This is a genomic window from Azovibrio restrictus DSM 23866 (assembly GCF_000429665.1).
GTDB lineage: Bacteria > Pseudomonadota > Gammaproteobacteria > Burkholderiales > Rhodocyclaceae > Azovibrio > Azovibrio restrictus.
On record NZ_KE386938.1, the window covers coordinates 154,007 to 178,608 of the forward strand.

Sequence of the window (24,602 nt, forward strand, 5' to 3'; positions counted from 1 at the left end):
GCAGGGAGGCTTGATTGTGGCTCAGGGCGGGGTTTGCGCCAAGCGGGGTTGGTCGAGCTCAGGCTTCCGGCACTTCCAGCACATAGCCCATGCCGCGCACGGTGCGGATCAGCTTGGGGTCGAAGGGGTCGTCCATCTTGGCGCGCAGGCGGCGCACGGCGACTTCGATGACGTTGGTGTCGCTGTCGAAGTTCATGTCCCAGACCTGGGAGGCGATCAGGGAGCGGGGCAGGACCTCGCCCTGGCGGCGCAGCAGCAGTTCCAGCAAGGCGAATTCCTTGGCGGTCAGATCGATGCGCTGGCCGGCCCGGGTGGCCCGGCGTTTCAGGGGGTCCAGCTCCAGGTCGGCGGCACGCAGGATTTCCGGTTCCTTGGCCTTGCCCCGGCGCAGCAGGGTGCGCACCCGGGCCAGCAGCTCGGAAAAGGCGAAGGGTTTCACCAGGTAATCGTCGGCCCCCAGCTCCAGGCCGCGTACCCGGTCCTCCACCTGGTCCCGGGCGGTGAGGAACAGCACCGGCATTTCCCGCCCGGCGGCGCGCAGGGTCTGCAGCACCTGCCAGCCGTCCAGGTCGGGCAGCATCACGTCCAGGATCAGCAGGTCGGGGGCGCCGGTCAGGGCCAGGTGCAGACCGTCCGGGCCGTTGCGCGCCAGGTCCACGCCGAAGCCGGCCTCCTGCAGGCCCTGGCGCAGGTAGTCGCCGGTCTTGGGCTCGTCCTCGACGATCAGGATGCGCATGGCTGCTCCTCGTGTTCTCCGGGCCGTCATTTTGCCCCGGCCGGGGCGGCTCTGTCCCCGGTGGCGGCGAACATTACAAAGATGTAATCCGGGCGTCAGCCTGGTGTCGGGGCGCCTCGGCCATCATCGCCACATCCCTGGAGGAGCCCGCCATGAAACTTTCTGCCCTGCTCTGCGCCGCCCTGGTGAGCGGCACCGCCCTGGCCTCCGGCCAGCCCCTGCTGGAAGTCTACAAAAGCCCCTCCTGCGGCTGCTGCGGCGCCTGGGAACAACACATGGCTGCCGCCGGCTTCAACGTGCGCAGCCAGCCGGTCCGGGATGTGCCGGCCCAGCGCCAGAAGCTGGGCATGCCCGAGGCCTACGGCTCCTGTCATACGGCCCGGGTGGGCGGCTACCTGATCGAAGGGCACGTGCCCGCCGCCGACGTGCGGCGCCTGCTGGCGGAACGGCCTGACGCCATCGGCCTCGCCGTGTCCGGCATGCCCCAGGGCTCCCCGGGCATGGAAAGCCCCCGGCCTCAAGCCTACGACACCCTGCTGATCCGTAAGGACGGCCAGGCCCGGGTCTATCAGCACCACCCGGCCCGATGAAGCGCCTCCTGTTCCTGGCTGCCCTGCTGACCCTGGGCCTGCCGCTCCGGGCCGAGCCCTTGTCCGCCATTTTTGCCCGGGCCTGGCAGCGGGCGCCCCAGGCGGCCCTGGTTCCCGCCCGCCAGGACACGGCCCGGGCCGGGCAGGAGGCGGCCGCGGCCCTGTTTCCGGAAGCGCCCAGCCTGGCCCTGCTGCACACCAGCGACCGGAGCACCGAAGACCGGGGCCGCCGGGAAGACGAGCTGGAGCTCTCCCTGCCCCTCTGGCAGTGGCATCAGCAATCGGCGGCCCGGCAGGCCGCCCAGGCCCTGACAGGAGAGCAGGAAGCCGCCATTAGCCTGGACCGGCTCGCCCTGGCCGGGGAGTTGCGCCGCAGCCTGGCCGCTCTGCGCGCCGCCCTGAGCGCCGCCGAGCTGGCCCGGGAACAGGCCCGCCTGGCCACGGCTCTGGAGGCGGACGTGGCGCGCCGGGTCAAGGCTGGCGACCTGGCCCGCAGCGACCTGCTGCTGGCCCGCCAGGAAGCCCTATCCAGCCAGGGCGAGGCCGCCCGCCTGGAGGCCGAGCTGGCCCAGGCCCGGCAGCAATGGCGCCTGCTTACCGGTGCCGACGCCCTGCCCGACCCCCTGGAGGAAACGCCGCCGGGGTCTGAGGATATGGCCGGGCACCCGGAGCTCCTGGCCGGCGCCCGCCAGGTGGACCTGTCCCGGGCCGAATTCGAACTGGCCCGGGCCTCGCGCCGGGGCGCCCCGAGCCTGGAACTGAGCTACAGCCGCAGCCGGGACGACTACGCCGCACCCCGCCAGGACGCCCTCAAGGTGGGCCTCCGCATTCCCCTGGAATCTGCTGCCGTGAGCCAGCCCCGGCTGGCTGCCGCCAATCAGGCGCGCATCCAGGCCGAAGCCGAACAACTGCGGCGCCAGGCCGAGCTGCCGGGCCGCATCGACAGCGCCCGGGCCCGGCTCGCCGCTGCTGACACCGCTGCCCGCCTGGCCCGGGAGGGCGCCGCCCTGGCCGGGGAGCGCCAGGCCCTGCTGCAGCGGGCCTTCCAGCTCGGGGAACTGGGCTACGCCGACTATCAACGGGTCCTGGCCCAGACCCACGCCGCCCGCCTGGGGGCGGCACAGGCCGAAATCCGCCGCGCCAGCGCCATCGCCGACCTGAACCAGGCCCTGGGAAAGTTGCCATGAACCTGAAATCCACCCTGGGCCTGCTCCTGGCGGGCCTGATCTGTTCCCTGCCCCTGGCCGCCCACGAGGGCCATGACCACGGGGACGAGGCCGCCCAGGCCCCGGCCCAGGCCTTGCCCCGCTTTGCCGTACAGGGGGAGGCGCTGGAGGTGGTGGGGGTGTTGGCCGCCGACACCCTGGTGCTCTACGTGGACCAGCGGGCCGACAACGCCCCGGTGACCGACCTGGCCGTGGAAGTGGAAGGCCAGGGCTGGAAAGGCGTGGCCGAGCCCGACGGCCTGGGCGCCTACCGCCTGCCCCTGCCGGCAGCCCTGGGAGATCCGGCCCGGGGCGGGCACCACCCCCTGACCCTGACCCTGAGCAACGACACCCAGGCCGACCTCCTGGCGGCGGAACTGGTGCTGTCCGAAGCCGGGCCCGCCAGCCCGGCTGGCAGCGGCGCCTGGAACGGCTGGCCGGGCGGCCCGCTGCTGCTGTTACTGCTGCTGGCGGGCCTGGGCGCCGCCGGTGTATTCCTGCGGCGGCGCTCCCTGAGGAAATCCCCATGAGCAAACCTCTTTCCACCTGGGCCGCCCTGTTGGCGTTCCTGACCCTGCAACCCGGCGCCGCCGCCCTGGCCCACGAAGGCCATGAGCACGCCGAGCCGGCAGCTGCCACGGCGGCCGCGCCGGTCAAACCCGTCACCGGCCAGCCCCTGAGCGAAGCGCCCCTGCGCCTGCCCGACGGCAGCCTGTTCGTGCCCAAGTCCGTGCAGCGCCGCATGGGGGCCCAGGGCCTGCGCACGGCGCCGGTGGCGAGCGGCAATTTTCCCCGGGTGCTGAGCCTGCCCGGCCAGGTGATCGCCGATCCGGGCAGCGGAGGCCGGGTGCAGACCCTGCAGGCCGGGCGCCTCGCGGCCGGGCCCGAAGGTCTGGCGGTGCTGGGCCAGCGGGTGAAGAAGGGCCAGATCCTGGCCTGGCTGGAACCCGCCGCCGGGGCTCTGGAAAAGGGCGCCGGCCAGGCGGCCCTGGCCGAGCTCACGGCCCAGGAAAGCCTGCTGGCCAGCCGGGTGGCGCGTCTGGAGCAACTGGAAGGCAGCGTGCCCGCCAAGGATATCGAACAGGCCCGCATCGAGCTCCGCGCCTTCCGCCAGAAGAAGGCCGCCGTGGCCGGCAGCCTGGGGCGGGAAGCCCTGCGCGCCCCGGTGGATGGGGTGATCGGCGCCGCCAACGGGGTGGCCGGCCAGGTGGTGGACGCCCGGGAAGTGGTGTTCGAGGTGTTCGACCCGGCCCGTCTGGCCGTGCAGGCCCAGGCTCCCGATCCCGCCGCCCTGGCCGCCGGGGTGGAAGGCGGCAGCCTGGACCTGGGCCAGGGCGTCGGGGTGGAACTGGCCTTCGTGGGCATGGGCCGCAGTTTGCAGGCCCAGTCCCTGCCGGTGCTGTTCCGGGTGCAGCCGCAGCCGGACATGCCGCAGCTGGTCCTGGGCCAGTCGGTGCAGGTGCTGGCCCGGGTGCGCCAGAGCCGCGCCGCTCCGGTGCTGGCCATTCCCGCCAGCGCCCTGGTGCGGGACGGGGACAACCAGGCCCGGGTCTGGGTGCATGGGGCGCCCGAGCGTTTCGAAGCCCGCTCGGTGCGGGTGGAGCCCCTGGACGGGACCCGGGTGGCCGTCATCCAGGGCCTGCAGGCCGGCGAGCAGGTGGTGCGGGACGGCGCCGTGGACCTGAACCGGGTGCGCTGAATCATGGGCGCCCCATCCCTTTTCCTGCGCCCGGGCAGCCACTGCCGCCCGGGGCATCCGGCCGGAGGCCTGCATGTTTGACGCCATCATCCAGGGCAGTCTGAAGAACCGCCTGCTGGTGCTGGGCTGCGCCCTGCTGCTCCTGTTCCAGGGGCTGCTGGCCCTGCGCCACACCCCGGTGGACGTCTTTCCCGACCTGAACAAGTCGGTGGTGACCCTGATGACCGAGGCCGGCGGCATGGCGCCGGAAGAGGTGGAGCAGCAGATCAGCTTTCCCCTGGAAGCGGCCCTGAACGGCATGCCCGGCGTCACCCGGGTGCGCTCCGTCTCGGGCATCGGCCTGTCGGTGGTCTATGTGGAATTCGACTGGGGCACGGACATCTACCGCAACCGCCAGCAGGTGGCCGAACGCCTGTCCCTGGTCCGGGAACAGCTGCCGGCCGGGGTCCAGCCCCAGATGGGGCCGGTCTCCTCCCTGATGGGGGAAATCCTGATGCTGGCCCTGCCGGCCGATCCAGAACAGGTCAGCCCCATGGCGGTGCGGGAATACGCCGACTGGGTGGTGCGGCCCCGGCTCCTGACCATTCCCGGGGTGGCCCAGGTGATTCCCATCGGCGGCGAGGTGAAGCAGTACCGGGTCAGCCCTGATCCGGTCCGCATGGCCGCGGCCGGGGTGCGCCTGGATGAGCTGGAAGCCGCCCTGCGGGGCTTCGCCGGCAATGCCGCCGGCGGCTTCGTGGACCTCCAGGCCCGGGAGCTGCTGATCCGCCACCTGGGCCGGACCACCCGCCTGGAAGACCTGGAGCGCCTGCCCGTGGGTCTCAAGGACGGCCAGCCGGTGTTGCTGCAGCAGGTGGCCCAGGTGGGCTTTGCCCCCGGGATCAAGCGCGGCGACGCGGGCTTCATGGGCCGCCCGGCGGTGATCCTGGCGGTGCAGAAACAGCCTTCGGCGGATACCGTGGCCCTCACCCGCGAGGTGGAACAGGCCGTGGCGGAACTGGCACGCAGCCTGCCCCCCGGGGTGGAGGAACCCCGCTTCCTGTTCCGCCAGGCGGAATTCATCCAGGCCTCCATCGACAACGTCATGGAAGCCCTGCGCGACGGGGCCGTGCTGGTGCTGGTGGTGCTCTACCTGTTCCTGGCCAACTGGCGCACCACCTTCATCTCCCTGACCGCGATTCCGGTCTCCCTGCTGGTGACCGTGCTTGCCCTGCGCTACTTCGACCTCTCCATCAACACCATGACCCTGGGGGGCCTGGCCATCGCCATCGGCGAACTGGTGGACGACGCGGTGGTGGACGTGGAAAACGTGCTGCGCCGGCTCGGGGAAAACCGCCGGGCTGCCGCCCCCCGGCCGGTGCTGGAGGTGATTGCCGCCGCCTCCCGGGAAGTGCGCTCCGGGGTGGTCTACGCCACCTTCATCGTGGTGCTGGTGTTCGTGCCCCTGTTCGCCCTGCCCGGCATCGAAGGGCGGCTGTTCGTGCCCCTGGGGGCGGCCTACATCGTCGCCATCCTGATGAGCCTGCTGGTGGCGGTGAGCATCACCCCGGTGCTGTGCTACTACCTGCTGCCCCGGCTGCCCGGCCTGGGCCACGGGGACAGCCGCCTGGTGGGCTGGCTCAAGCGCCAGGACCAGCGCCTGCTGCACTGGTCCTTCGAGCGGGTCCGGCCGCTCCTGGCCGGGGCCCTGCTCCTGGTGCTGGTCACGGCCGCCAGCGTGCCCTTCTTCCCCAAGAGCTTCCTGCCCCCCTTCAACGAAGGCACTCTGACCGTCACCTTGCTGCTCAACCCCGGGGTGTCCCTGGCCGAATCCAGCCGGGTCGGCAGCCTGGCCGAGCGGCTCCTGGCCCAGGTGCCCGAGGTGGCCCAGGTGGGCCGGCGCACCGGCCGGGCGGAAATGGACGAGCACGCGGAGGGTGTGCACACCACCGAACTGGAAATCGACCTGAAGCCCGGCAGCCGGCCCCGGGCCGAAGTGATCGCCGAACTGCGCCAGCGCCTGGCGCCCCTGGGCGCCGCCGTCGGCATCGGCCAGCCCATCGCCCACCGGATCGACCACATGCTTTCCGGGGTGCGGGCCCAGATCGCCCTGAAAATCTACGGCGACGACCTGGACACCCTGCGTACTCTGGCCCGCAGCGCCGAAGCGAGGCTGGCCGGCATTCCCGGCATCGCCGACCTGCAGATCGAGAAACAGGTGCTGATGCCCCAGGTCAAGGTGCGCCTGGACTACGACGCCCTGTCCCGGCACGGCCTGGCGGCGGGGGACCTACTCAGCCAGCTGGCGCGCCTCACCGGGGGCGAGAAGCTGGGCCAGATCAACGAGGGAGACCGCCGCTTCGACCTGACCCTGCGCCTGGACGACCCGGCCCGCAACCCCGGAGCCCTGGAACAGCTGCGGGTGGACACCCCCCTGGGCAGCGTGCCCCTGGCCCGCCTGGCCCGGATCGAGGAAGACCTGGGCCCGAACCAGATCGGCCGGGAAAACGCCCGGCGCCGCATCATCGTCTCCGCCAACGTGGACCCCCAGGCCGGCGACCTCTCCGCCGTGGTCGCCGCCATCGACCAGGAACTGGCCGCCCTGCCCCTGCCCCAGGGCTACTTCACCCGGCTCGAAGGCCAGTTCCAGGCCCAGGCCGAAGCTGCCCGCAACATCGCCGCCCTGGCGGCCCTGTCCCTGATCCTGATCTTCCTGGTGCTCTACAGCCGCTACCGCTCCGCCGTGCTCACCGCCATCATCATGGGCAACGTGCCCCTGGCCCTGGTGGGCGCCGTGCTCGCCCTGTGGATCTCCGGCCAGCCCCTCTCCGTGGCCGCCCTGGTGGGCTTCATCACCCTCACCGGCATCGCCACCCGGAACGGCATCCTCAAGATCAGCCACTACATCAACCTGTGCGCCTTCGAAGGCGAACGCTTCGGCCGGGCCATGATCGTGCGCGGCTCCCTGGAGCGCCTCACCCCGGTGCTGATGACCGCCCTGGTGGCCGCCATCGCCCTGATGCCCCTGCTCTTCGCCGCCGACACCCCGGGCAAGGAAATCCTGCACCCGGTGGCCGTGGTGATCTTTGGCGGCCTGATCAGCTCCACCCTGCTGGACACCCTGCTCACCCCGGTACTGTTCCTCGCCTTCGGGGAAAAGCCCCTGCAACGCCTGCTGGCCGAAAAGCAGCAGGACGCCTATTGAAAACCCGCTGAACCGAAAAACCTCACCACAGAGACACAAAGACACAGAGGATTTCAAAAACAATGGCTTGCACTATCTTCCGCGCCCGCCCAGAAGGTGAACCGGCCTTCCGGGACAAGTCTTTGTTTTTCCTCGGCGCCTCTGTGGTTTAACAGGGGTTTCAAGCTTGAAAACCTCTTCAATCCTCAAGGAGACATCATGAAAAAACTCGCCCGTTTCGGTCTTGGTCTGGCTCTGCTGGCCAGCCTCGGCACCCCCGCCCTGGCCCACGACGACGCCACCCTGGACGCCATGACTACCCCCAACGGCGGCCAGCTGCGCATGGCCGGCGCCTACCACCTGGAACTGGTCGTGGTCCAGGACAGCCCCACCCCCCGGGAAAACCCGGTGACCGTGTACCTCACCGACCACGCCGACCAGAAACTCCCGGCCGCCGGCGCCAAAGGCAAGGTCACCCTGCTCTCCGGCAAACAGAAAACCGAGATCAGCCTCAGCCCCGCCGGGGACAACAAGCTCAGCGGCAAGGGCAGCTACGCCAGCAGCCCCACCCTGAAAGCCATCGTCACCATCACCTTCCCCGACGGCCGCACCGAACAGGCCAGATTCACCCCGCTGCTGCCGAAGGTCCCCAACCATAGCCCGCATGGGCCCCAGCACTGAGGAACGGGCAGTCTGGAGTATTGGGGGGAGGAGGGGGGTTAACCGCCTGCACGGCGGCAAACGGCCTTGTCCAGGTCATTGCGTTTCTCGGCCACTTCTCAACCGCCTGCACGGCGGCAAACAGGAAGTCGTGCCGTTTCTGCATTGAGGCCAGCTTCTCAACCGCCTGCACGGCGGCAAACCCAGCCGTGGCGGTGCCGCGGTAGCCGGCCGTCTTCTCAACCGCCTGCACGGCGGCAAACGATCAATTCCAGAATGGTCATTTCGTCCTCAACTTCTCAACCGCCTGCACGGCGGCAAACGCCACGGCGGCCAGGTGGCGGGCGCAATACACCTTCTCAACCGCCTGCACGGCGGCAAACCTGGTCGCGGTAGGTGACCATGCCGCGCGACACTTCTCAACCGCCTGCACGGCGGCAAACCGTGGCGCGGTCATAGCCGATCTGCTGCTGGTCTTCTCAACCGCCTGCACGGCGGCAAACTTCCAGCTTCACGCCCTTGCCCGAGTTGTTCGCTTCTCAACCGCCTGCACGGCGGCAAACGAGGGGCTCTATACCGATGCGCCCCCCGAAGTCTTCTCAACCGCCTGCACGGCGGCAAACATGGGGATGATGATTTGCCACTGGCGCTGCTGCTTCTCAACCGCCTGCACGGCGGCAAACAGCAGGTGCTGGCCGCCTTCGATGCCCAGCAGCTTCTCAACCGCCTGCACGGCGGCAAACCCCATGCCCGTGGCCTTTGCCTCGGCGCTCAACTTCTCAACCGCCTGCACGGCGGCAAACGCCGAAAGCCTCTCCATCACCGTGTCCGGCGTCTTCTCAACCGCCTGCACGGCGGCAAACCTCGTTTCGTGGCATTCCCAAGGGCTGACCATCTTCTCAACCGCCTGCACGGCGGCAAACTCCGCCGCCCTCCCCGCCCAGGAAATGCCCCCCTTCTCAACCGCCTGCACGGCGGCAAACTCACCGGAACCGCCGCACGATGGGCAGACCTTCTTCTCAACCGCCTGCACGGCGGCAAACACGGTCAAAGTAGGGGAGGGGGCTGCCCTGGACTTCTCAACCGCCTGCACGGCGGCAAACCAGCAGCACCGCGCCGGTTTCACGGTCCACCAGCTTCTCAACCGCCTGCACGGCGGCAAACGAGCTACACCGCTGCCGACGGCAGCACCAAGCCTTCTCAACCGCCTGCACGGCGGCAAACGGTTTGTTGTTGGCGGCGGCCTGGTTGCCACTCTTCTCAACCGCCTGCACGGCGGCAAACGGCCCATGCCTGTAGGGGCAGGGCTTGCTGATCTTCTCAACCGCCTGCACGGCGGCAAACTCATGCACCTGGCCGGCGAAATGGAGCGGCGCCTTTTCAACCGCCTGCACGGCGGCAAACCAAGCGCCTCTTCTCCGAGGCTGCCGGGCTTCGCTTCTCAACCGCCTGCACGGCGGCAAACGTCATGAACGCACCCGCACTTCTCGGTTTTAACTTCTCAACCGCCTGCACGGCGGCAAACGGCAGGTTGTGCGGCTTGCTGGGGGGCGTGGACTTCTCAACCGCCTGCACGGCGGCAAACGCCAGGCGGGTGCGGTTTGCCAGGCGCCGGATCTTCTCAACCGCCTGCACGGCGGCAAACCCTGGGAGGCATTGGTCATTTTTATGCTCCGTCTTCTCAACCGCCTGCACGGCGGCAAACGCTTCGAGGTTGGCGGTAGAGCGCGATTTTCACTTCTCAACCGCCTGCACGGCGGCAAACACCGCCACCGCCGCCCTGGCCGAGCAGGAAAACTTCTCAACCGCCTGCACGGCGGCAAACCATGTCGCTTCATTTTCTGCAGTGTCAATCATCTTCTCAACCGCCTGCACGGCGGCAAACCTTGAGCGCCGGCGGCTTGAACTTTTGACGAACTTCTCAACCGCCTGCACGGCGGCAAACAATCGAAAGGACTACATCCTCTCCCTGGACATCTTCTCAACCGCCTGCACGGCGGCAAACAGAATCGACCGAGGTCTGGGGCTACGAGGTGACTTCTCAACCGCCTGCACGGCGGCAAACTGGATGGTTTTCCTGAATTCACCCAAGTAAACAAGGATCTCCGCCGCAAAACCTGTTTCAGGCTTCGTTTTTTCGGAGGGGTTCCAGGGGATTGATATTAAACGGGTTTTTCGCAGAGCTGTTTGACGAAGCTAAACAGAAAGTCGAGGGCGTCCGCGTCCTGCAGGGTTTCGATGAGGAGGGCCCGGTAGGCGTTGTCCTTGACGCGCAGGTCGGCGCCGCAGGTGAAGGCCAGGGGCATCACGTAGGCGTCCTTGATCAGGTCGGCGATGTCGAAGACCAGGGCGCCGCGGCGGGTCTTGCCGTGCAGCAGGGGGAAGGCGTAGCTGATGCCGAGTCCGTTCAGGGCGACGGCGGCGAGGCCGTAGGCGATGTAGTTGCCGTGATCGAGGAAAGAGTTGATCCGCTCTTCCTTGCTGCCTTTGGCGCCCATGCCTTCCTGACGGGTGAAGTTGAGGCCGTGGCCGGCCGAGAGGCTGGCGTAGATCGCCCGGGCCCATTCGGCTTCGGCCAGCAGCAGGGCCTGGGTGTCGGGCACGGCGGCGCTGCGCTGGCGGAGCTTGTCGATGGCGGCGGCGGGGAGTTCTATCTTTCTTTGCAGCAGTTCGCTGTTCCTGGCCCAGGCCTTGCCGGTGAGGGTGATGCGTTCGGCGATCAGGGCCTTGGCCAGTTCCAGGCGCCGCGCTTCGTCCATCCACTGGCGCACCCAGGCCTGCATGTATTCGGTGGGCCGGTATTCGCTCTGGGGGGTGAGAAAAACCGGCTCGGCGGCGGCGAACAGGGGCGAGCCGCCGCTGCCGCAGAAGCCCACCAGCACGTTGGATTCGGCCAGCCGGCGCATGGCGGCGTCGGTGACCGAGGTGCCCTTGCCGAGCAGCAGCAGGGCGGTGTTGCGTTCCGGCAGGTTGAAGTACTGCTCCACGTCTTCGCCGGTTTCGGTGAGCCAGACGATGCGCTCATCCTTCTGGAGCACCCGGGCGTGCTCCAGATAGAAGATGTTGGCCCGCTTGGAGAGCAGGATCTGCCGGGGCTTGGGGCGGGCCTTGTTCATGGCAGCCGGGGCAGGGCGAAGGGGCGGGAGGCGGTGGCCAGGCCGTAGGCATCCGGTTCCGCCGGCCCCGGCGTCGAGCCGGGCTGGGCTTCCACGTAGAGGCGCCAGGCCTGGCCGTTGCTCTGGCTGCGCAGGGCGAAGTAAGGCAGTTCGGCGGTGTCGGCGGCCTGGATGCGGCGCAGGCGCAGGTTGCCGTCGGGCTTGCGTTCCGCCTTGCGGCTGGGGATGCGGTAGCGGCGATAGCTGATCCAGGGGCCGGCGAAGTCCTCGGGGACGGCCTTGGGATAGGCGAAGCGGCCGATCTCCTGGAGTGCGGCTTCGCCAGCCGCCACCAGTCGGTCCAGGTTTTCCCGACTGGCGGCGAACACCCGCAGGCGGGGAAAGCTGCGCGGGTAGTCGGGCAGTGCCAGGGCGTACTGCCCCGGGTAGAGCGCGAACACCCCGTGCAGCACCCGCAGGGCCAGGGCCGCCCCTATCGGCGAGGGACGCGGCCCGAGCTGGAAGTCCACGTAATGGCGCGCTTCCATCACTCCTTGCCCCCGGAGAAGACGCCGCCCCGGATCAGGCTGGCGATCATGAACATGCCTTCGGGGCTGGCCGGGTCCAGGGTGTTGAGGCGGCGGGCGAACTCGAAGGCGGAGGTTTTGCGGTCGCGGAAGAATTCCTGGGCTTCCAGGCTGGCGCCGTTGGGCTCCACCGGCAGCGGCCGGCCATGGTCGGCATATTTCGGGTACCAGGTGTCGATGGTGCGCAGGGCGTTGCCGATCTTCTGGTCGCGCAGGGCGGCGTGGCCCATGGTGCGGGTGCTTTCGAACTCCATGCCGCTACGGCTGCTGGCCCGTTCCGGCGTGCCCAGGCAGTAGAGGGGACGGGCGAAGCCGCGGGGCTTGTCTTCCACGTAGTTCTGGGAGGGGAAGACTTCCAGGGCGCCGCGCACGCCGAAATCCAGCCGTGCCTCGATGTCTAGGCCGCTGTCGTCACTGCCGCGCAGTCCATCGGCAATGTAGGCGGCCACTTGGCGCTCGGCGTCGCTGATCTGGTCGAAATGGTTCAAGGGGGTGGCCAGGGCGTCGAAGCTGGCGACGGGTTTGCCGGCGACCTTGACGCTGACTTCGATCTTGCGGGCGATGGTGCGGTTGCGCCACAGCCAGCGGCCGTTGGCGATGTTGCGGGCGAAGCGCTGGGCGACTTCGTCCAGGCCGCCGGAGGCCTTGGCCCGTTCGATGAAGCCGGTGACGCTGTCCCGGTAATTGCGCACCAGGTCGTCGGCGTCGGTACTGGCGGGGGCGCAGGCGAACAGCACGTCCTTCAAGTCGAGAAAGCGCAGGCTGAAGCGCACGGCCAGGGCCTGGGCTTCTTCATCCAGCTTGGCGGTGTCGGTGGTCTGGATGTTGGAGACCTCCTGGCGCTTGGCGTTGGCGGCCGTGCTCTTCTCCGCGTCCCCGTCCTTGTTCACGTTCTGGGTGCCGCGGATGCCGTGGCGCACCACCATGACCGGGCTCTGGCCCTCGGGCAGCACGTTGAAAAACAGGGCATCGGTAATCACCAGGCCGCGCTGGAAGGCGAGGACGCCGGGCAGTTTCTTGAATTCGGGTGCATTCATGGGAAAGCTCCTTTGCAGGGAAGAAATGGGGCGGATGGATTACTGGGGGGCCTGCTGCTGGCGGACCACGAACACGTCGTCCTGGAGCCAGCCGTGTTCCCACCAGGGAATCGGGCGCTGGCCGTAGTCCCGGGTGGAGACGTACTGGACCAGGCCGAGCAGGGGCTCGCAGAAGGCATGGGGCGGGGTGTCGCCCGCGTCGGTCTGGCGCACGCCGGCCCGGGTTTCGAAGGGAGTGGTCATGGCATAGCCGAGCACGCTGGCGGCGAGCCAGGATTCGGGCAGGGGCGGCGGCGTGGCGTCGGCCGGGGCCGGTGGCGCTGTGTCCCTGGCTGGCTTGCGGCCGATGGCGGCCACCAGGGCATCCACCGGGGAGCCTTCGCCCTGGAGCAGATCGCTGCGTTCGATCAGCCAGAAGCCCTTGGGCAGATGCAGCTCGTCCAGTTCGTTTCCTGTCTCGATCTTGGCATGGCCGTCGATGTTGCCGCCCGCGATGCGGGCGCTGCGCAGGAAGCGTTCAACCCGTTTTTCGTTGATGCCGCCTTGCACCTGGATCAGCAGCGACAGGGTCAGGTGGCAGCTGGCGGTGGGCTGTAGCGACAGGGCGTGGGGGTTCTTGGAGGAGTAATCCACCCCGTCGATGAAGGTGGCACCCCGCCGCTGCTGGGGATGGAAGTCGTAGAAGCCGTCGCTGCCGTACTCGCCCAGCAGTTGGGCGTCGTGGTGCAGGATGGCGACGCGCAAAGGCTTGCAGCCGGTCTTGAGGCCCAGATTATGGCCGAACAGCACGCAGGCCAGGACCTGGGCCGGGCTGATCGCCAGGTTGCCAACCAGGGCGTTGGCGGCGCGGATGCGCAGGCGGGGCAGGAGCAGGTAGCTCATCGCGCCACCTCCTCGATCATGGCCTGCAGTTCGTGGATGTCGGCCTGCTCGAACTGGAATTCCTCCTGGCCGTCGCCGAAACGGTGGTCGGCGATCAGCCCGGCCAGGTGCAGGGCAAAGGTTCGGGGCCAGTCCTTGTCGCGCAGCTCGGGGTCCACCAGCCCCCGGTTCAGGGGGGCGGCCTCGGCGGCAACCAGGGGCGAGCCGCCCGCCGGCAGCACATCTAAGTGCGCCAGCAGGCGCTGCCGGGCGGCTTCGCCCTGGGCCAGGACGACCCGGGCGATGCGGCGGATGTGGACGATTTCCTCATCCCGGGTGGCCATATTGGTGGGGATCAAGCCCCCATGGCGCCGCCGACAGTCAGCACACCAGTCCCGGAAAGCGCGCAGCAGGGGGCGAGGCAGGCGGATGCGCACGCCCTGGAAATGCAGGGCGAGGATGGCCTTCACCTGGCGGTTTTCCGGGGGAGCGAAGAAGACCAGAGGGCGCTGCATGTCGCGTACCAGGGACCCCACGTTCTGGGGGTTGGAGCCCCCCAGACCGAACACCGCGAAGGGAATCCGCCGCCGGCTGTCATCCGGCGTTTCCTTCAAATGGTCGTTGTGCTGGCGTACCCGGGCCCGGAGCTTGCGGTTCAACCCGCCAGCGGTGAGCGGCGTGACCGCCACGTAACCGCCTTCTTTCGGCAGCAACAACTGCCGGGCGCGCAGGGAAACCTTGTCGGTGCCGATCTGGGTGCCCTGGGCGGTGGCTTCCGTCAGGGTTGCCAGGATGCGTTCGGCCTCGTCGGCCGGAGCCGTGGCGCTACCCTCCCTGAGCTGGTTCAACTGCTTGACCGCAGTGGCCGTCTTGCCGGCATTGGCTGGGTAATCGAGGGCTAGCGCCTCCCCTGCCCCAAGCAGGGTGCGGGCGGAAACATAGGGCAGTTTCAACCCCTGTTCCGGCGCCAGACGGATGCCGCCAGCCGGGGCGTTGGAATTGACGGTCTTGTGGGAAAAAGTGACGAGTTCGGCGCAGGTGGCCGCGTAGAGCTCGTGGGGCAGGCTGACCCACACTGGGGGTTCGGGGGCGGCGGGCTTCTTGGAACGTGCCATGTCATGCTCCTCGCTTATGACTATGATGTTGGCACGCTAAATCCGGGTTGATTTTCTGTCAATAAAAATTTATTTCCGTTTTTAATAACTAGGGTTTATTTTTACCTTGGGTCCCTAGTAGCCTTCAACCGCCTGCACGGCGGCAAACAATTACTATCGTTTCTAAAAACTACTTCTCAACCACCTTCCCGGTGGCGGCCGCAAGGCTACCACGGACCTGAGCAAACACCATGCACATCACCCTGATTTCAGCCTGCGAGCGGCGGGCGGTGAAGCGGAGCCGGGCGATTCTGGACAGTTACGCGATCCGCACCGGAGTCCGTTCCTGGGCGACGCCGATCACCCTCGAAAGGCTGCGGGAGTTGCGCGGCCTGCTCAAGGCCTCGGCCACCCGGCAGACGGCGGTGGCCTGTTACCGCAACGAGGGGCGGGAGCGGATGCGGTTGTTGTGGGTGGTGGGCGCCCGGGACTGCTTCGGGCCGGAAGGACATTTCCCCGCCGGTCACACCCGGCGCCGGGCACCGCCGCCCTTCTGGCTCAGCATCGTCGGCCTGCTGGCCCATACGGCGGGGCTGGGGCACGACCTGGGCAAGTCCGGCAATTTCTTTGCCGACAAGCTGGCCCGGGCGGTGGCGGGCGGGCCTCCCGAGGCCGATCCGGTCCGGCACGAGTGGATTTCCATGCGCCTGCTGCAGGAACGGCGCCGGGGGCGCGACTGGGGCCAGGCCTGGTCGGCCTTGGCGAACAAGCTGCCCCTGTGCGAACCGGGCGGACTGGAAGATACGGGCATCGACAGCCCCCAGCACGCCCTGGATTACCTGATCGCCACCCATCACCGCCTGTTCGGCCCGGTAAAGGGTAATTCAAGCCCCACCAGCGACAACCATGTGCTGGAAGACAGCCGGGCCCGGGAACTGAAGCCTGTCGGGGCACTACCCGACGAACTGCTCGAAGGGCTGGAGCGGCTCCAGGCCCGTCTGGTACGCAAGGCCGGGGAGCGCAGCCCGGCCTTCTGGCGAGGGGCGGCAATCCTCGCCCGGGCGGCGCTGATCCTCGCCGACCATGGGGTTTCCGCCCGCCCCTGGCCGGGAGGCGTACAGGGCTGCAGGCTTTACGCCAACACCAAGGAGGGCGCCTACGATCAGCCCCTGGACTGGCACCTGCGCACCGTGGGCGGTCGCGCCGCCGACTTCGCCTGGCATCTGGCCAGCCTGCGCCTGCCCGGGCTGGCGACGGAGAGCGTCGAGCACATCTTGTCGCCGGCCGACGAAGGGGGGCGCTTCGCCTGGCAGAACCGGGCGGTGGCGGCGGTCAGCGCCCTGCGGGAGCGTTCAGAAGGCGGGCTGCTGATCTTCAACATGGCGGCCACCGGCGCCGGCAAGACCATCGCCAACGCCAAGCTGGCCTGCGCGCTGTCACCCCGGCCCCGCTTTGCCATCGCCCTCAACCTGCGCAGCCTGACCCTGCAGACCGGCGATGCCCTGGCCGACGATCTGGGCCTGGGGGAGGACGAACTAGCGACGGTGATCGGCGACCGCACCGCCAGCCGGCTGCACGCGGCGGGCAAGGACGACGATGCGGCCCATGCGGGCACTTTCGAGAGCGAAGGACCGGCGACCGAATACGACGCCCGGGGCGGCGAGGTGGAATTGCCGGAATGGATGCGGGTGCTGACCGAACGGCGGCCGCTGCTGCGCAGCGTGATCGGCGCCCCGGTGCTGGTGTCCACCATCGATTACCTGATCAATGCCGGCGAGCCGGGGCGCCAGGGCCACCATGTTTCGGCTCTGCTGCGCATGGCCGACAGCGACCTGGTGCTGGACGAGGTGGATTCCTACGAGCCCGGCGCCCTGGTGGCCGTGCTGCGGCTGGTACAGATGGCGGGGTTGATGGGGCGCAGCGTCATCTGCTCCTCGGCGACCCTGCCCCAGCCGGTGGCCGAGGCCGTGTGCCGGGCCTTTCACAGCGGCGTGGAGATGCTTTGCGCCCTGGAAGACCGGCAGGCTCATTTCGGCATCGCCATCGTGGATGACCAAACGGCGCCTACCACCTATACCAGCGACGCGGACCTGGCCGGGCAATTCGCCGAGCATGTCCGGCGTCTGCTGGCCGTGCCACGTCCAGCGGTGCGGCGGGCCTGGGTGTTGCCGGTCTGCACTCGCAGCGGTGCGGCCTTGCACGAAGCCATCATCGCCGCAGTAGCGCGCCTGCACGCAGCCCATGCCTGGAACGGGCCGGGTGGCAAGCGCCTGTCCTTCGGTCTGGTGCGGGTAGCCAACATCAGTACGGCCATCTCCACGGCGCGGGCCCTGGCCCTGGCCTTTCCCCTGGCCCGGGTGGCCTGCTACCACGCCCGGGAATTCCGCATCCAGCGTTATCTGAAGGAAAAACGGCTGGATTTCCTCTTGAACCGCAAACGGGGCGACGGGCACATCGTGCAGGACGCGGAAATCACTGGGCTGCTGGCAGCGAGTGCCGCGCCGGATGTGCCCTTCATCGTCGTGGCGACCCCGGTGGAGGAAATCGGCCGCGACCATGATTTCGACTGGGGCGTGATCGAACCTTCCAGTGCCCATTCCATCGTCCAGACCGCCGGCCGTATCAACCGGCACCGCCTGCGGCCCGTAAGCGAACCCAATGTGGCGATCCTGCAGCACAACTGGCGCTGGCTGGAGGGGCGCAATGGCGAGCCCTGCTTTGTCTGGCCAGGTCTGGAGTCCAAGTCAATGGACCACCGCTATTCCAGTACCGATCTGCTCACCCTGCTGGCCGACGCCGATCTGGACGCCCTGGATGCCCGGCTGCGCCTGGGCCAGGGGCGGATGGCGGAGGACGAGGATCGTATCGTCCGGGCTCGCCTCAGGGAGCCCTTGAACATCCTCGAAGCAAACGAGGAGTTCCGCTCCCAATGGATGACCCAGTCCTTCTACAGCAACTACGCCTTGCGCGATGGCGCACCCCGGGAAGCCTGGCGGGCCGAGTGTGTGGAGGGCGCCTGGGTCTTCCGCCGCCAGGCGCGGGCCGGCGAGACCGAGCCCTGGCTGACCCGCGCCCTGGCCGGGGAAGTGCCCCGCCTGGCGAACGACTGGCTGGCCTGGGACCTGGACGAACTGGCCGCCACCTGCGCCGCCATGGAAATCGCCCCCGCCGCTGGCCTGGAACTCCAGGTGCCCAGGCGGGAGGAGCGGACCGAACTGTGCTGGGACAGGTCTTTCGGCTTCGGGGTTGGTGCAGAAGCCCGGCGCGGGGCATCGTGAGTGGGGAGGAGAGGTCTAAGCTACCAGCCAGCTTGCGCTGGGTTTCGGCCTCGTGCATGAACAGATCAGGGCGAGAATTCAGACTGACCCATGGCGTCGGCGGGAGAGAGGATGCGCACCCCCAGGGCTGAGGAGGTCTCGCTCAGGACCAACAAATCCTGGTCGCCGGTGACCAAGCAGTGGGCTCCGGCTGCGAGCGCCACATGGAGGAATTTGTCATCCGCTGGATCGCGACACAGCATCTTTGCGGCAATTGCCGACGGCACCTCAACCCAGTGTGCGATGGACTCAAGATCAAGCAGGAAGCGCTGGCGCTGTTCGAGCGTGACGTAGCGGTCAAATTTTGGTCGCCACCGCCGTTCCTTGAGCTCGGCAAAGGTCTCGGCAGAAAAGACCGGCTGGCTGTTTCGCACCACCCACCGCGTCACCTGCGCGGGCGCCCCGCTGCTGGACAGCAAGCCGCTGATCCAGACATTGGTGTCGATGACCACGGCGAAGCCTGGGAAACTCGAACGCACGTGCGGATCAGCTTTCGTCGGCCAGCAGTTCAGCCAGCTTTTCCGGTGTCAGGCCGGCGCGCTCCGCGTCAGCGGCGGTTTCGTCCATGGTTTTCAGCAAACGATCCGCGTAAAAAGCCCGCATTGCCTCGTAATCCTCGGCGCTGACCATCACGCCCATCACACGCTCGTGGCGCGTCACCCGCACCGGCTCGCGCTGCACGCGGTCGAGAAATTCGCCAAAACGGGTCATGGCTTCATTGGCGGTATAGGTTTGCATGATCGGGGGCTCATTTCCTGTAAACAACAGTCTCAATGTGGACAAATTGTTCGAATCGGTCAAATCGCTTGATTCGGTCGGTGACAATCTGTCGCTGCTGGAACGGCTGGAGCAGCCCCGGTCGCCGTCGGCCGCCGGGACAGCATCTACGGCGACTGAGCTGCAAGGGGCTGATCTGGGATAATCCCCCCCCCTTTTCACCCATCCCTTTCCCCATGTCCTCCACCGCCTCCCGCCTCATCGACGCCGCCCGTGCACTGTCCCGCCAGGTCGATGCCCTGCCTTTTGCCGCGCCGGTCAGCCACGTCTATAACCCCCTGGATTACGCCTGGGAGGTGCATTGCAACTACCTGCAGCGTTACGGCAACGGGAGCAAGCGGGTGGTGTTCCTGGGCATGAATCCCGGGCCCTTCGGCATGGCCCAGACCGGGGTGCCCTTCGGCGAGATCGCTGCGGTGCGGGACTGGCTCGGGCTGGCGGGGCCGGTGGGCAAGCCGGAGCGGGAGAATCCCAAGCGTCCGGTGGAGGGTTTTGCCTGCTCGCGGGGCGAGGTCAGCGGCCAGCGGCTGTGGGGTTTGTTCCGGGAGCGCTTCGGCACGCCGGATGCCTTCTTTGCCGAGCATTTCGTCGCCAATTACTGCCCCCTGGTGTTCTTCGAGGAAGGCCGCAACCTGACGCCGGACAAGCTGCCGGCCCGGGAGGCGGAGCCCCTGCAGGCGGCTTGCGACGCCCATCTGCGCGCCATGATCGAGGCTCTGGCGCCCGAGTGGGTGATCGGGGTCGGGGCCTGGGCGGAGAAGCGGGCCACGCTGGCCCTGGCGGGGCTGCCGGTGCGTTTCGGGCGCATCCTGCATCCCAGCCCGGCCAGCCCGGCGGCCAACCGGGGCTGGGCCCCGGCGGCGACCCGGCAACTGGTGGAATTGGGCATCTGGGCGGAGTAAGTCCGCCCTCCCCGTCTCAGCCTGTCGCCTGGCTGGCGCTTTCCAGCATGGCGCGCATGTCAGCGCCGCTGGGGTGCTGGAACACCCGCAGGCCGAATTCCGGCAGGATCGCCAGCAGGTGGTCGAAGATGTCCGACTGGATGCCCTCGTAGGCCAGCCAGGCGGTGGTGTTGGTGAAGCAGTACAGCTCCAGGGGGAGGCCGTCCGAGGTGGGCGCCAGCTGGCGCACCATCAGGGTCATGCCCTGGTGGATGCCCGGGTGGCGGCGCAGGTAGCGTTCCACGTAGGCCCGGAAGGTGCCGATGTTGGTGACCCGGCGGCGGTTCACCACGTCCCGTTCGCCGCCGGGCAGGCTGGCGTTCCAGGCTTCCAGCTCGGCTTCCTTGGCGGGCAGGTAGCCGTCCAGCAGGGCGAAGCGGTCGAGCCGGTGACGTTCCGCGTCGGTGAGGAAGCGGATGCTCTGCTGGTCCAGGTAGAGGCTGCGCTTGATGCGCCGGCCGCCGGATTCCTGCATGCCGCGCCAGTTGCGGAAGGAGTCGGAGATCAGCTTCTTGGTGGGGATGGTGGTGATGGTCTTGTCGAAGTTCTGCACCTTGACCGTGTGCAGGGCGATGTCGATCACATCCCCGTCGGCGTTCTGGCTGGGCATCTCGATCCAGTCCCCGACCCGCACCATGTCGTTGGAGCTGAGCTGCACGCTGGCCACCAGGGACAGCAGGGTGTCCTGGAAGATCAGCATCAGCACCGCCGCCATGGCCCCCAGGCCGGAGAGCAGGATCAGCGGCGAACGGTCGATGAGGCTGGCGATCACCAGGATGGCGGCCACCCCGTAGACGATGATCTTCGCCACCTGGATGTAGCCCTTGATGGGCCGCTGGTGGGCGTCGGGGCGGCGCTGGTAGAGGGCATTGCCCAGGTTCAGGGCGGCGGCCAGAGCCAGGGCCAGGGTGAGCACGATGAAGGCGCCGCAGACGTTCTCCACCACGGTGACCAGGGGGTCGGGCAGGTCCGGCACCAGCTTGATGCCCAGGTTCAAGACCAGGGCCGGGACGATGTGGGCGAGCCGGTCGATGACCTTCAGGGGGCTGAGGTCCGGGTCACGGGCCAGGGTGGTGAAGCTCACCAGCCGACGCAGGCCCCGGAGCAGGATGTGCCGGGTGAGCCAGTTGGCCAGCCAGGCCAGCAGGCCCAGGGCGGCCAGGCTGAGCAGGGTGTAAGAGCGGGGGTGCCGTTCCAGCCAGGCGATGAACTGGGCCAATTCCTGGGCCATGGTTTCTCCTTGGGGCATTTATATTTGTTGAAAAATTGTAGCACCCCCGGGAGCAGGGTCCGGAGGCTCAGCCTTCCGGCAAACTGCCCTCGCTGCGGGTCAGGCGGGCGATGACGAAGGGAAACAGGCCCGAGCCGATCAGGGCCACGGCCGAAACCACCAGGGCCAGGCCCGCCATGGGGTCTTCCAGGAGCGGGTGCAGCAGGGCCCCGAAGCCGGCGATGCTGATGAGGCCCGGGAGTCCGGTGAGCACGCCCAGGGCGGTGAGGACGATGAAGCTGAAAGGGTAACGGCGGGTTGGCATGGCTTATGGGCGGATAACGGGAAGGCCCCAAGCTTACCTTGCCTGCCCCGGTCTTTGGCGCGATGATGCGGCGCACAAGCACAACACGGGAGACACCCATGAAGCGCCGCCATTTTCTGCGGGGCAGCCTGGCCCTGACCGCCCTCACCACCCTGGAATTCGCCCCCTGGCACGTGGTTTCCGCCGTTGCCCGGGAGGTGGATGAGTTCGTCCGGGGGCCCGTGGTGAAGGACCATCCCCTGGAGCAGCTCTCTCCCCATGTCTGGATGATCCATTCTCCCGACGGTTTTCCCACCCCGGAAAACCAGGGGATGATGTGCAACCTGACCTTCGTCGATACCCCCCGGGGACTGGTGGTGCTCGATAGCGGCGCCTCGGTGCAGATCGGCGAGATGGCCATCCGCCAGCTGCGGCAGAAATTCCCTGGCAAGCCGGTGCTGGCCATCATCAACTCCCACTATCACGGCGACCATTTCCTGGGTAACCAGGCCTTCGTGGAAGCCTTCGGCGACCTGCCCATCTACGCCCATCCGGGCACCATCGCGGCGATCCAGGGCCTGGAAGGCAACATGTGGCGCACCCTGATGGAGCAATGGACCAATCAGGCCACCGCCGGCACCCGGGTGATCGTCCCCAACCAGCCCCTGGCCCACGGGCAGGAGCTCCGGTTCGGCAGCCTCACCCTGCGCATGCATCACTACGGCAAGGCCCATACCCCGGCCGACATCTGTGTCCAGGTGGTGGAGGACGGCATCACCTACGTGGGCGACGTGGCCATGGACCGGCGCATCGCCAACATGGACGACGGCTCCTACCTGGGCACCCTGAAGTGCTACGCGGAACTGGAGCGGAATGCCGCCAGCCGGCTATGGATTCCCGGCCATGGCCGGCCGGGAGCCGGGGTGCTGCAGTGGAACCGGGAGCTGTTCCAGGGCATCTACGAGCCCTGCGTCCAGGCGGTGCAGGAAGGTCAGCCCCTGGAAGCCGCCAAGGCCCTGGTGCTGCGGGACCCCCGGGTCGCCAGCCGAGCCCGGGAAACCGCCGGCTTCGAGAGCAACATCGGCAAGTACGTGAGCCTGGCCTACCTGGAGGCGGAAGCGGCAGCGTTCTGAGTCGGGGCCAGGAAAGGGGGATGCCGCTGCGGCGACGCCGTCCTGGCCTGTGGGGCTGTCATGTAGTGCCTTGATGTGGCCTCGAATCACAAATTCATCGATAGTGATGCCCATGGCGTGGGCGGAAAATCAAGTCATACGGAATATCTATCAGCCTATATGATTATGCCTATGGGTTTGTCTCCGGAAGGGGAGGAGAAGGGCCCTGTGATTTGACTTGACAAGGCTTTGCGGCTGATCGAGATTGGCTGAAAAGTGTAAATAAATGCAACAGCACCACGGGTGGGTAGGCGATGATCAACGAATCTTTTGCAGTTGCAGGTAGTTCCAGGACTCCATCCTTTGTCGTTGCGGGGTTTGGCCTTCTGGGGGCCGGTGCAGTCCTGGCCGTGGGGGGGATGACGCTCCTGGCGCTGGTGTTCGCCGTGCTCCTGGCCGGGGGCGGCGCAGGCCTGGGCTTCTGGCTCGCGGCCAGTCAGGACGGTGAGCGCCGGGCCTGTCAGGCGGCCATGGCAGCGGCGCGTAGCGCCTGGCAGGCGGAACACACCAGCAACATCGAGGGGCTGGACCGGTTGTGCGGCAACGTGCTGCCGATCTGGTCCGGGCAGGTGGAAATGGCACGCTCCCACACGGAAGAATCCATCACCGCCCTGGCGAACCGTTTCTCCGACATCTACCAGCGGCTGGAAACCACCCTGGCCAGTTCCCAGGGCCAGGCCACCCATGACCTGGTGGCCCTGCTCAACACCAGCCAGCAGGAGCTCAACTCCATCATCGAATCCCTGCGGGGGGCCCTGGTGACCAAGGAATCCCTGCTGGGCGAAATCACCGGGCTGTCCCAATTCACCGAAGCCCTCAAGAGCATGGCCCGGGAAGTGGGCGAGATCGCCAAGCAGACCAACCTGCTGGCCCTGAATGCCGCCATCGAAGCCGCCCGGGCTGGCGAGGTGGGCCGGGGCTTTGCGGTGGTGGCCGACGAAGTGCGCAAGCTCTCCAGCCTGTCCGGGGAAACCGGGCGCAAGATCAGCGAAACCGTGGAAACCGTGAACCAGGCCATCCACAACACCCTGAACATTTCCCGCCAGTACGCCGAGCAGGACGAAGCCACTGTGGTCTCCTCCGGCCAGGTCATCGAGCGGGTGGTGAGCCAGTTCCGGGATGCCACCGGCGGCCTTTCCGAATCCTCCCAGGCCCTGCGGGCCGAAAGCCAGCACATCAGCGACGAGCTGGCGGACATCCTGGTGGCCCTGCAATTCCAGGACCGCATCAGCCAGGTGCTCAACCATGTATGCCAGGACATGGGCAAGCTCAAGGAGCGGATCATCGAGCAGGAACGCCAGGGCCAGCCCATAGACGCGGGCATCTGGCTGCAGGAACTCTCCCAGACCTACACCATGCCCGAGCAGCACCGGGTGCATGGTGGCCAACGGGGCCAGGTGGAAGCCGCCGATTCCGAAATTACCTTCTTCTGATTCAAGCAAGGACCAGCCATGAGTAAAACGATCATGATCGTGGACGATTCCGCGTCCCTTCGCCAAGTGGTGAGCATTGCCCTGAAAGGGGCGGGTTACGAAGTCGTGGAAGCGTGTGACGGGAAGGATGCCCTGAACAAGCTGGACGGGCGCAAGCTGCACCTGATCATCAGCGACGTGAACATGCCCAACATGGACGGGATCAGCTTTCTCAAGGCGGCCAAGCAGATTCCCGCCTACAAATTCACCCCGGTGATCATGCTCACCACGGAAGCCAGCGACGCCAAGAAACAGGAAGGCCAGGCGGCGGGGGCCCGGGCCTGGGTGGTGAAGCCCTTCCAGCCGGCGCAGATGTTGAACGCCGTCTCCAAGCTGGTTCTGCCCTAGGAGGATGCCCATGAGCGCCACCCAACTGGCCCTGGAAGGGGAACTCAGCATCTTCACCGCCGCCCTGGTCAAGGAGCGGCTCCTGGCGGCCCTGAACGGTGCCGACGCCGTGGAAGTGGACCTGTCCCGGATCAACGAAATCGACAGCGCCGGCGTACAGCTGCTGGTGGCCGCCAAAACCGAAGCCCAGGCCCAGGGCAAGAACCTGGGCCTCGTCCATCACGCGCCGGTGGTGCTGGAGATCCTGGACCTGTGCGATCTCTCGGGCTACTTCGGCGACCCGGTCCTGATCAGCTCCCGGAGGTAAGCCCATGTCCATCAACCTGGAAGAAGC

The 24,602-nt window shown here is 67.6% G+C and carries 21 protein-coding genes, 1 pseudogene and 1 CRISPR repeat array; of the genes and pseudogenes, 12 read left to right on the top strand and 10 right to left on the bottom strand.

Going from position 1 to position 24,602, the window contains the following annotated elements; genetic code table 11:
* Positions 1–58: 58 nt before the first annotated feature.
* Positions 59–736 (bottom strand): heavy metal response regulator transcription factor, encoded by a 678-nt coding sequence (locus tag G474_RS0118500; protein ID WP_026688240.1) that lies wholly within the window; start codon positions 734–736, stop codon positions 59–61.
* Between the two features lie 152 nt (positions 737–888).
* On the opposite strand from G474_RS0118500, the gene G474_RS0118505 reads away from it, so the two are divergent.
* The 6 genes from G474_RS0118505 (at position 889) to G474_RS0118530 (ending at position 8,074) form a co-directional block, all read left to right on the top strand.
* A complete protein-coding gene (locus G474_RS0118505; protein ID WP_026688241.1) occupies positions 889–1,326 on the top strand; it encodes a DUF411 domain-containing protein in 438 nt (145 codons plus the stop codon).
* A complete protein-coding gene (locus tag G474_RS0118510; protein ID WP_026688242.1) occupies positions 1,323–2,513 on the top strand; it encodes a TolC family protein in 1,191 nt (396 codons plus the stop codon). Before G474_RS0118505 ends, G474_RS0118510 begins: the two co-directional genes overlap by 4 nt.
* On the top strand, positions 2,510–3,061 hold the full coding sequence (locus G474_RS21650; RefSeq protein WP_051282433.1) for a hypothetical protein: 552 nt from the start codon (positions 2,510–2,512) through the stop codon (positions 3,059–3,061). The genes G474_RS0118510 and G474_RS21650 overlap by 4 nt, the downstream gene beginning before the upstream one ends.
* The gene (locus G474_RS0118520; RefSeq protein ID WP_043465307.1) at positions 3,058–4,230 is read left to right on the top strand and encodes an efflux RND transporter periplasmic adaptor subunit; all 1,173 of its coding nucleotides are present in this window, start codon (positions 3,058–3,060) and stop codon (positions 4,228–4,230) included. Before G474_RS21650 ends, G474_RS0118520 begins: the two co-directional genes overlap by 4 nt.
* A gap of 73 nt (positions 4,231–4,303) precedes the next feature.
* A complete protein-coding gene (locus tag G474_RS0118525; RefSeq protein ID WP_026688244.1) occupies positions 4,304–7,414 on the top strand; it encodes an efflux RND transporter permease subunit in 3,111 nt (1,036 codons plus the stop codon).
* A 198-nt stretch (positions 7,415–7,612) separates the two neighbouring features.
* Complete coding sequence (locus G474_RS0118530; protein ID WP_026688245.1) at positions 7,613–8,074, top strand: hypothetical protein; 462 nt, start codon at positions 7,613–7,615, stop codon at positions 8,072–8,074.
* 34 nt (positions 8,075–8,108) lie between these two features.
* Positions 8,109–10,118: direct repeats of the CRISPR family, unit length 28 nt; unit sequence CTTCTCAACCGCCTGCACGGCGGCAAAC.
* 97 nt (positions 10,119–10,215) lie between these two features.
* Here G474_RS0118530 and cas1f read toward each other — a convergent pair.
* From cas1f to G474_RS22325, 5 genes are read right to left on the bottom strand one after another with little or no spacing between them, the layout of a single operon-like run.
* The gene (cas1f, locus tag G474_RS0118535) at positions 10,216–11,169 is read right to left on the bottom strand and encodes a type I-F CRISPR-associated endonuclease Cas1f (protein WP_026688246.1); all 954 of its coding nucleotides are present in this window, start codon (positions 11,167–11,169) and stop codon (positions 10,216–10,218) included.
* A complete protein-coding gene (locus G474_RS22320; protein WP_026688247.1) occupies positions 11,166–11,696 on the bottom strand; it encodes a type I-F CRISPR-associated endoribonuclease Cas6/Csy4 in 531 nt (176 codons plus the stop codon). Before G474_RS22320 ends, cas1f begins: the two co-directional genes overlap by 4 nt.
* Positions 11,696–12,772 carry a type I-F CRISPR-associated protein Csy3 gene (gene csy3 / locus G474_RS0118545; RefSeq protein WP_026688248.1) on the bottom strand — a complete coding sequence of 359 codons (1,077 nt, stop codon included), beginning with the start codon at positions 12,770–12,772 and terminating at the stop codon, positions 11,696–11,698. Before csy3 ends, G474_RS22320 begins: the two co-directional genes overlap by 1 nt.
* 39 nt (positions 12,773–12,811) lie before the next feature.
* Positions 12,812–13,654, bottom strand: a complete 843-nt coding sequence (locus tag G474_RS21660) for a type I-F CRISPR-associated protein Csy2 (protein ID WP_051282434.1) — start codon at positions 13,652–13,654, stop codon at positions 12,812–12,814.
* On the bottom strand, positions 13,651–14,748 hold the full coding sequence (locus G474_RS22325) for a hypothetical protein (RefSeq protein WP_051282435.1): 1,098 nt from the start codon (positions 14,746–14,748) through the stop codon (positions 13,651–13,653). Before G474_RS22325 ends, G474_RS21660 begins: the two co-directional genes overlap by 4 nt.
* A gap of 230 nt (positions 14,749–14,978) precedes the next feature.
* On the opposite strand from G474_RS22325, the gene G474_RS21670 reads away from it, so the two are divergent.
* Positions 14,979–18,005, top strand: coding sequence for a P-loop NTPase family protein (locus tag G474_RS21670; protein ID WP_051282436.1), 3,027 nt, complete (start codon positions 14,979–14,981; stop codon positions 18,003–18,005).
* 65 nt (positions 18,006–18,070) lie between these two features.
* Here the strand turns inward: G474_RS21670 and G474_RS0118565 are convergent, their stop codons facing one another.
* Positions 18,071–18,496 carry a putative toxin-antitoxin system toxin component, PIN family gene (locus tag G474_RS0118565; protein ID WP_211228155.1) on the bottom strand — a complete coding sequence of 142 codons (426 nt, stop codon included), beginning with the start codon at positions 18,494–18,496 and terminating at the stop codon, positions 18,071–18,073.
* Between the two features lie 34 nt (positions 18,497–18,530).
* On the bottom strand, positions 18,531–18,782 hold the full coding sequence (locus G474_RS0118570; protein ID WP_026688250.1) for a type II toxin-antitoxin system Phd/YefM family antitoxin: 252 nt from the start codon (positions 18,780–18,782) through the stop codon (positions 18,531–18,533).
* Between the two features lie 215 nt (positions 18,783–18,997).
* Here G474_RS0118570 and G474_RS0118575 point away from each other — a divergent pair, with 215 nt between their 5' ends.
* Complete coding sequence (locus tag G474_RS0118575; RefSeq protein WP_026688251.1) at positions 18,998–19,723, top strand: uracil-DNA glycosylase family protein; 726 nt, start codon at positions 18,998–19,000, stop codon at positions 19,721–19,723.
* A gap of 16 nt (positions 19,724–19,739) precedes the next feature.
* Here the strand turns inward: G474_RS0118575 and G474_RS21675 are convergent, their stop codons facing one another.
* A complete protein-coding gene (locus G474_RS21675; RefSeq protein WP_043465311.1) occupies positions 19,740–20,993 on the bottom strand; it encodes a mechanosensitive ion channel family protein in 1,254 nt (417 codons plus the stop codon).
* 67 nt (positions 20,994–21,060) lie between these two features.
* A complete protein-coding gene (locus tag G474_RS0118585; RefSeq protein WP_026688252.1) occupies positions 21,061–21,297 on the bottom strand; it encodes a hypothetical protein in 237 nt (78 codons plus the stop codon).
* A 98-nt stretch (positions 21,298–21,395) separates the two neighbouring features.
* Here G474_RS0118585 and G474_RS0118590 point away from each other — a divergent pair, with 98 nt between their 5' ends.
* The 4 genes and pseudogenes from G474_RS0118590 (at position 21,396) to G474_RS0118605 (ending at position 24,575) form a co-directional block, all read left to right on the top strand.
* Entirely contained in the window at positions 21,396–22,409 is a 1,014-nt protein-coding gene (locus G474_RS0118590; RefSeq protein WP_026688253.1) for an MBL fold metallo-hydrolase, read from the top strand.
* 881 nt (positions 22,410–23,290) lie between these two features.
* Positions 23,291–23,881 (top strand): annotated as a pseudogene (locus G474_RS24635) (methyl-accepting chemotaxis protein); the annotation flags it as partial.
* Positions 23,882–23,899: 18 nt separating this feature from the next.
* Complete coding sequence (locus tag G474_RS0118600; RefSeq protein ID WP_026686026.1) at positions 23,900–24,268, top strand: response regulator; 369 nt, start codon at positions 23,900–23,902, stop codon at positions 24,266–24,268.
* Between the two features lie 10 nt (positions 24,269–24,278).
* The gene (locus tag G474_RS0118605) at positions 24,279–24,575 is read left to right on the top strand and encodes an STAS domain-containing protein (RefSeq protein ID WP_043463233.1); all 297 of its coding nucleotides are present in this window, start codon (positions 24,279–24,281) and stop codon (positions 24,573–24,575) included.
* The last annotated feature ends 27 nt before the right edge of the window (positions 24,576–24,602 follow it).

Bases quoted from the DNA above. Each gene is read 5' to 3' on its own strand.
- G474_RS21650 (WP_051282433.1), top strand. From the start codon at position 2,510: ATGAACCTGAAATCCACCCTGGGCCTGCTCCTGGCGGGCCTGATCTGT.
- G474_RS0118520 (WP_043465307.1), top strand. From the start codon at position 3,058: ATGAGCAAACCTCTTTCCACCTGGGCCGCCCTGTTGGCGTTCCTGACC.
- G474_RS0118525 (WP_026688244.1), top strand. From the start codon at position 4,304: ATGTTTGACGCCATCATCCAGGGCAGTCTGAAGAACCGCCTGCTGGTG.
- G474_RS0118605 (WP_043463233.1), top strand. From the start codon at position 24,279: ATGAGCGCCACCCAACTGGCCCTGGAAGGGGAACTCAGCATCTTCACC.
- G474_RS21675 (WP_043465311.1), bottom strand. From the start codon at position 20,993: ATGGCCCAGGAATTGGCCCAGTTCATCGCCTGGCTGGAACGGCACCCC.
- G474_RS22325 (WP_051282435.1), bottom strand. From the start codon at position 14,748: ATGGCACGTTCCAAGAAGCCCGCCGCCCCCGAACCCCCAGTGTGGGTC.
- G474_RS0118570 (WP_026688250.1), bottom strand. From the start codon at position 18,782: ATGCAAACCTATACCGCCAATGAAGCCATGACCCGTTTTGGCGAATTT.
- G474_RS0118500 (WP_026688240.1), bottom strand. From the start codon at position 736: ATGCGCATCCTGATCGTCGAGGACGAGCCCAAGACCGGCGACTACCTG.
- G474_RS21670 (WP_051282436.1), top strand. From the start codon at position 14,979: ATGCACATCACCCTGATTTCAGCCTGCGAGCGGCGGGCGGTGAAGCGG.
- G474_RS0118530 (WP_026688245.1), top strand. From the start codon at position 7,613: ATGAAAAAACTCGCCCGTTTCGGTCTTGGTCTGGCTCTGCTGGCCAGC.
- G474_RS0118575 (WP_026688251.1), top strand. From the start codon at position 18,998: ATGTCCTCCACCGCCTCCCGCCTCATCGACGCCGCCCGTGCACTGTCC.
- cas1f (WP_026688246.1), bottom strand. From the start codon at position 11,169: ATGAACAAGGCCCGCCCCAAGCCCCGGCAGATCCTGCTCTCCAAGCGG.
- G474_RS0118585 (WP_026688252.1), bottom strand. From the start codon at position 21,297: ATGCCAACCCGCCGTTACCCTTTCAGCTTCATCGTCCTCACCGCCCTG.
- G474_RS21660 (WP_051282434.1), bottom strand. From the start codon at position 13,654: ATGAGCTACCTGCTCCTGCCCCGCCTGCGCATCCGCGCCGCCAACGCC.
- csy3 (WP_026688248.1), bottom strand. From the start codon at position 12,772: ATGAATGCACCCGAATTCAAGAAACTGCCCGGCGTCCTCGCCTTCCAG.
- G474_RS0118505 (WP_026688241.1), top strand. From the start codon at position 889: ATGAAACTTTCTGCCCTGCTCTGCGCCGCCCTGGTGAGCGGCACCGCC.
- G474_RS0118510 (WP_026688242.1), top strand. From the start codon at position 1,323: ATGAAGCGCCTCCTGTTCCTGGCTGCCCTGCTGACCCTGGGCCTGCCG.
- G474_RS0118600 (WP_026686026.1), top strand. From the start codon at position 23,900: ATGAGTAAAACGATCATGATCGTGGACGATTCCGCGTCCCTTCGCCAA.
- G474_RS22320 (WP_026688247.1), bottom strand. From the start codon at position 11,696: ATGGAAGCGCGCCATTACGTGGACTTCCAGCTCGGGCCGCGTCCCTCG.
- G474_RS0118590 (WP_026688253.1), top strand. From the start codon at position 21,396: ATGAAGCGCCGCCATTTTCTGCGGGGCAGCCTGGCCCTGACCGCCCTC.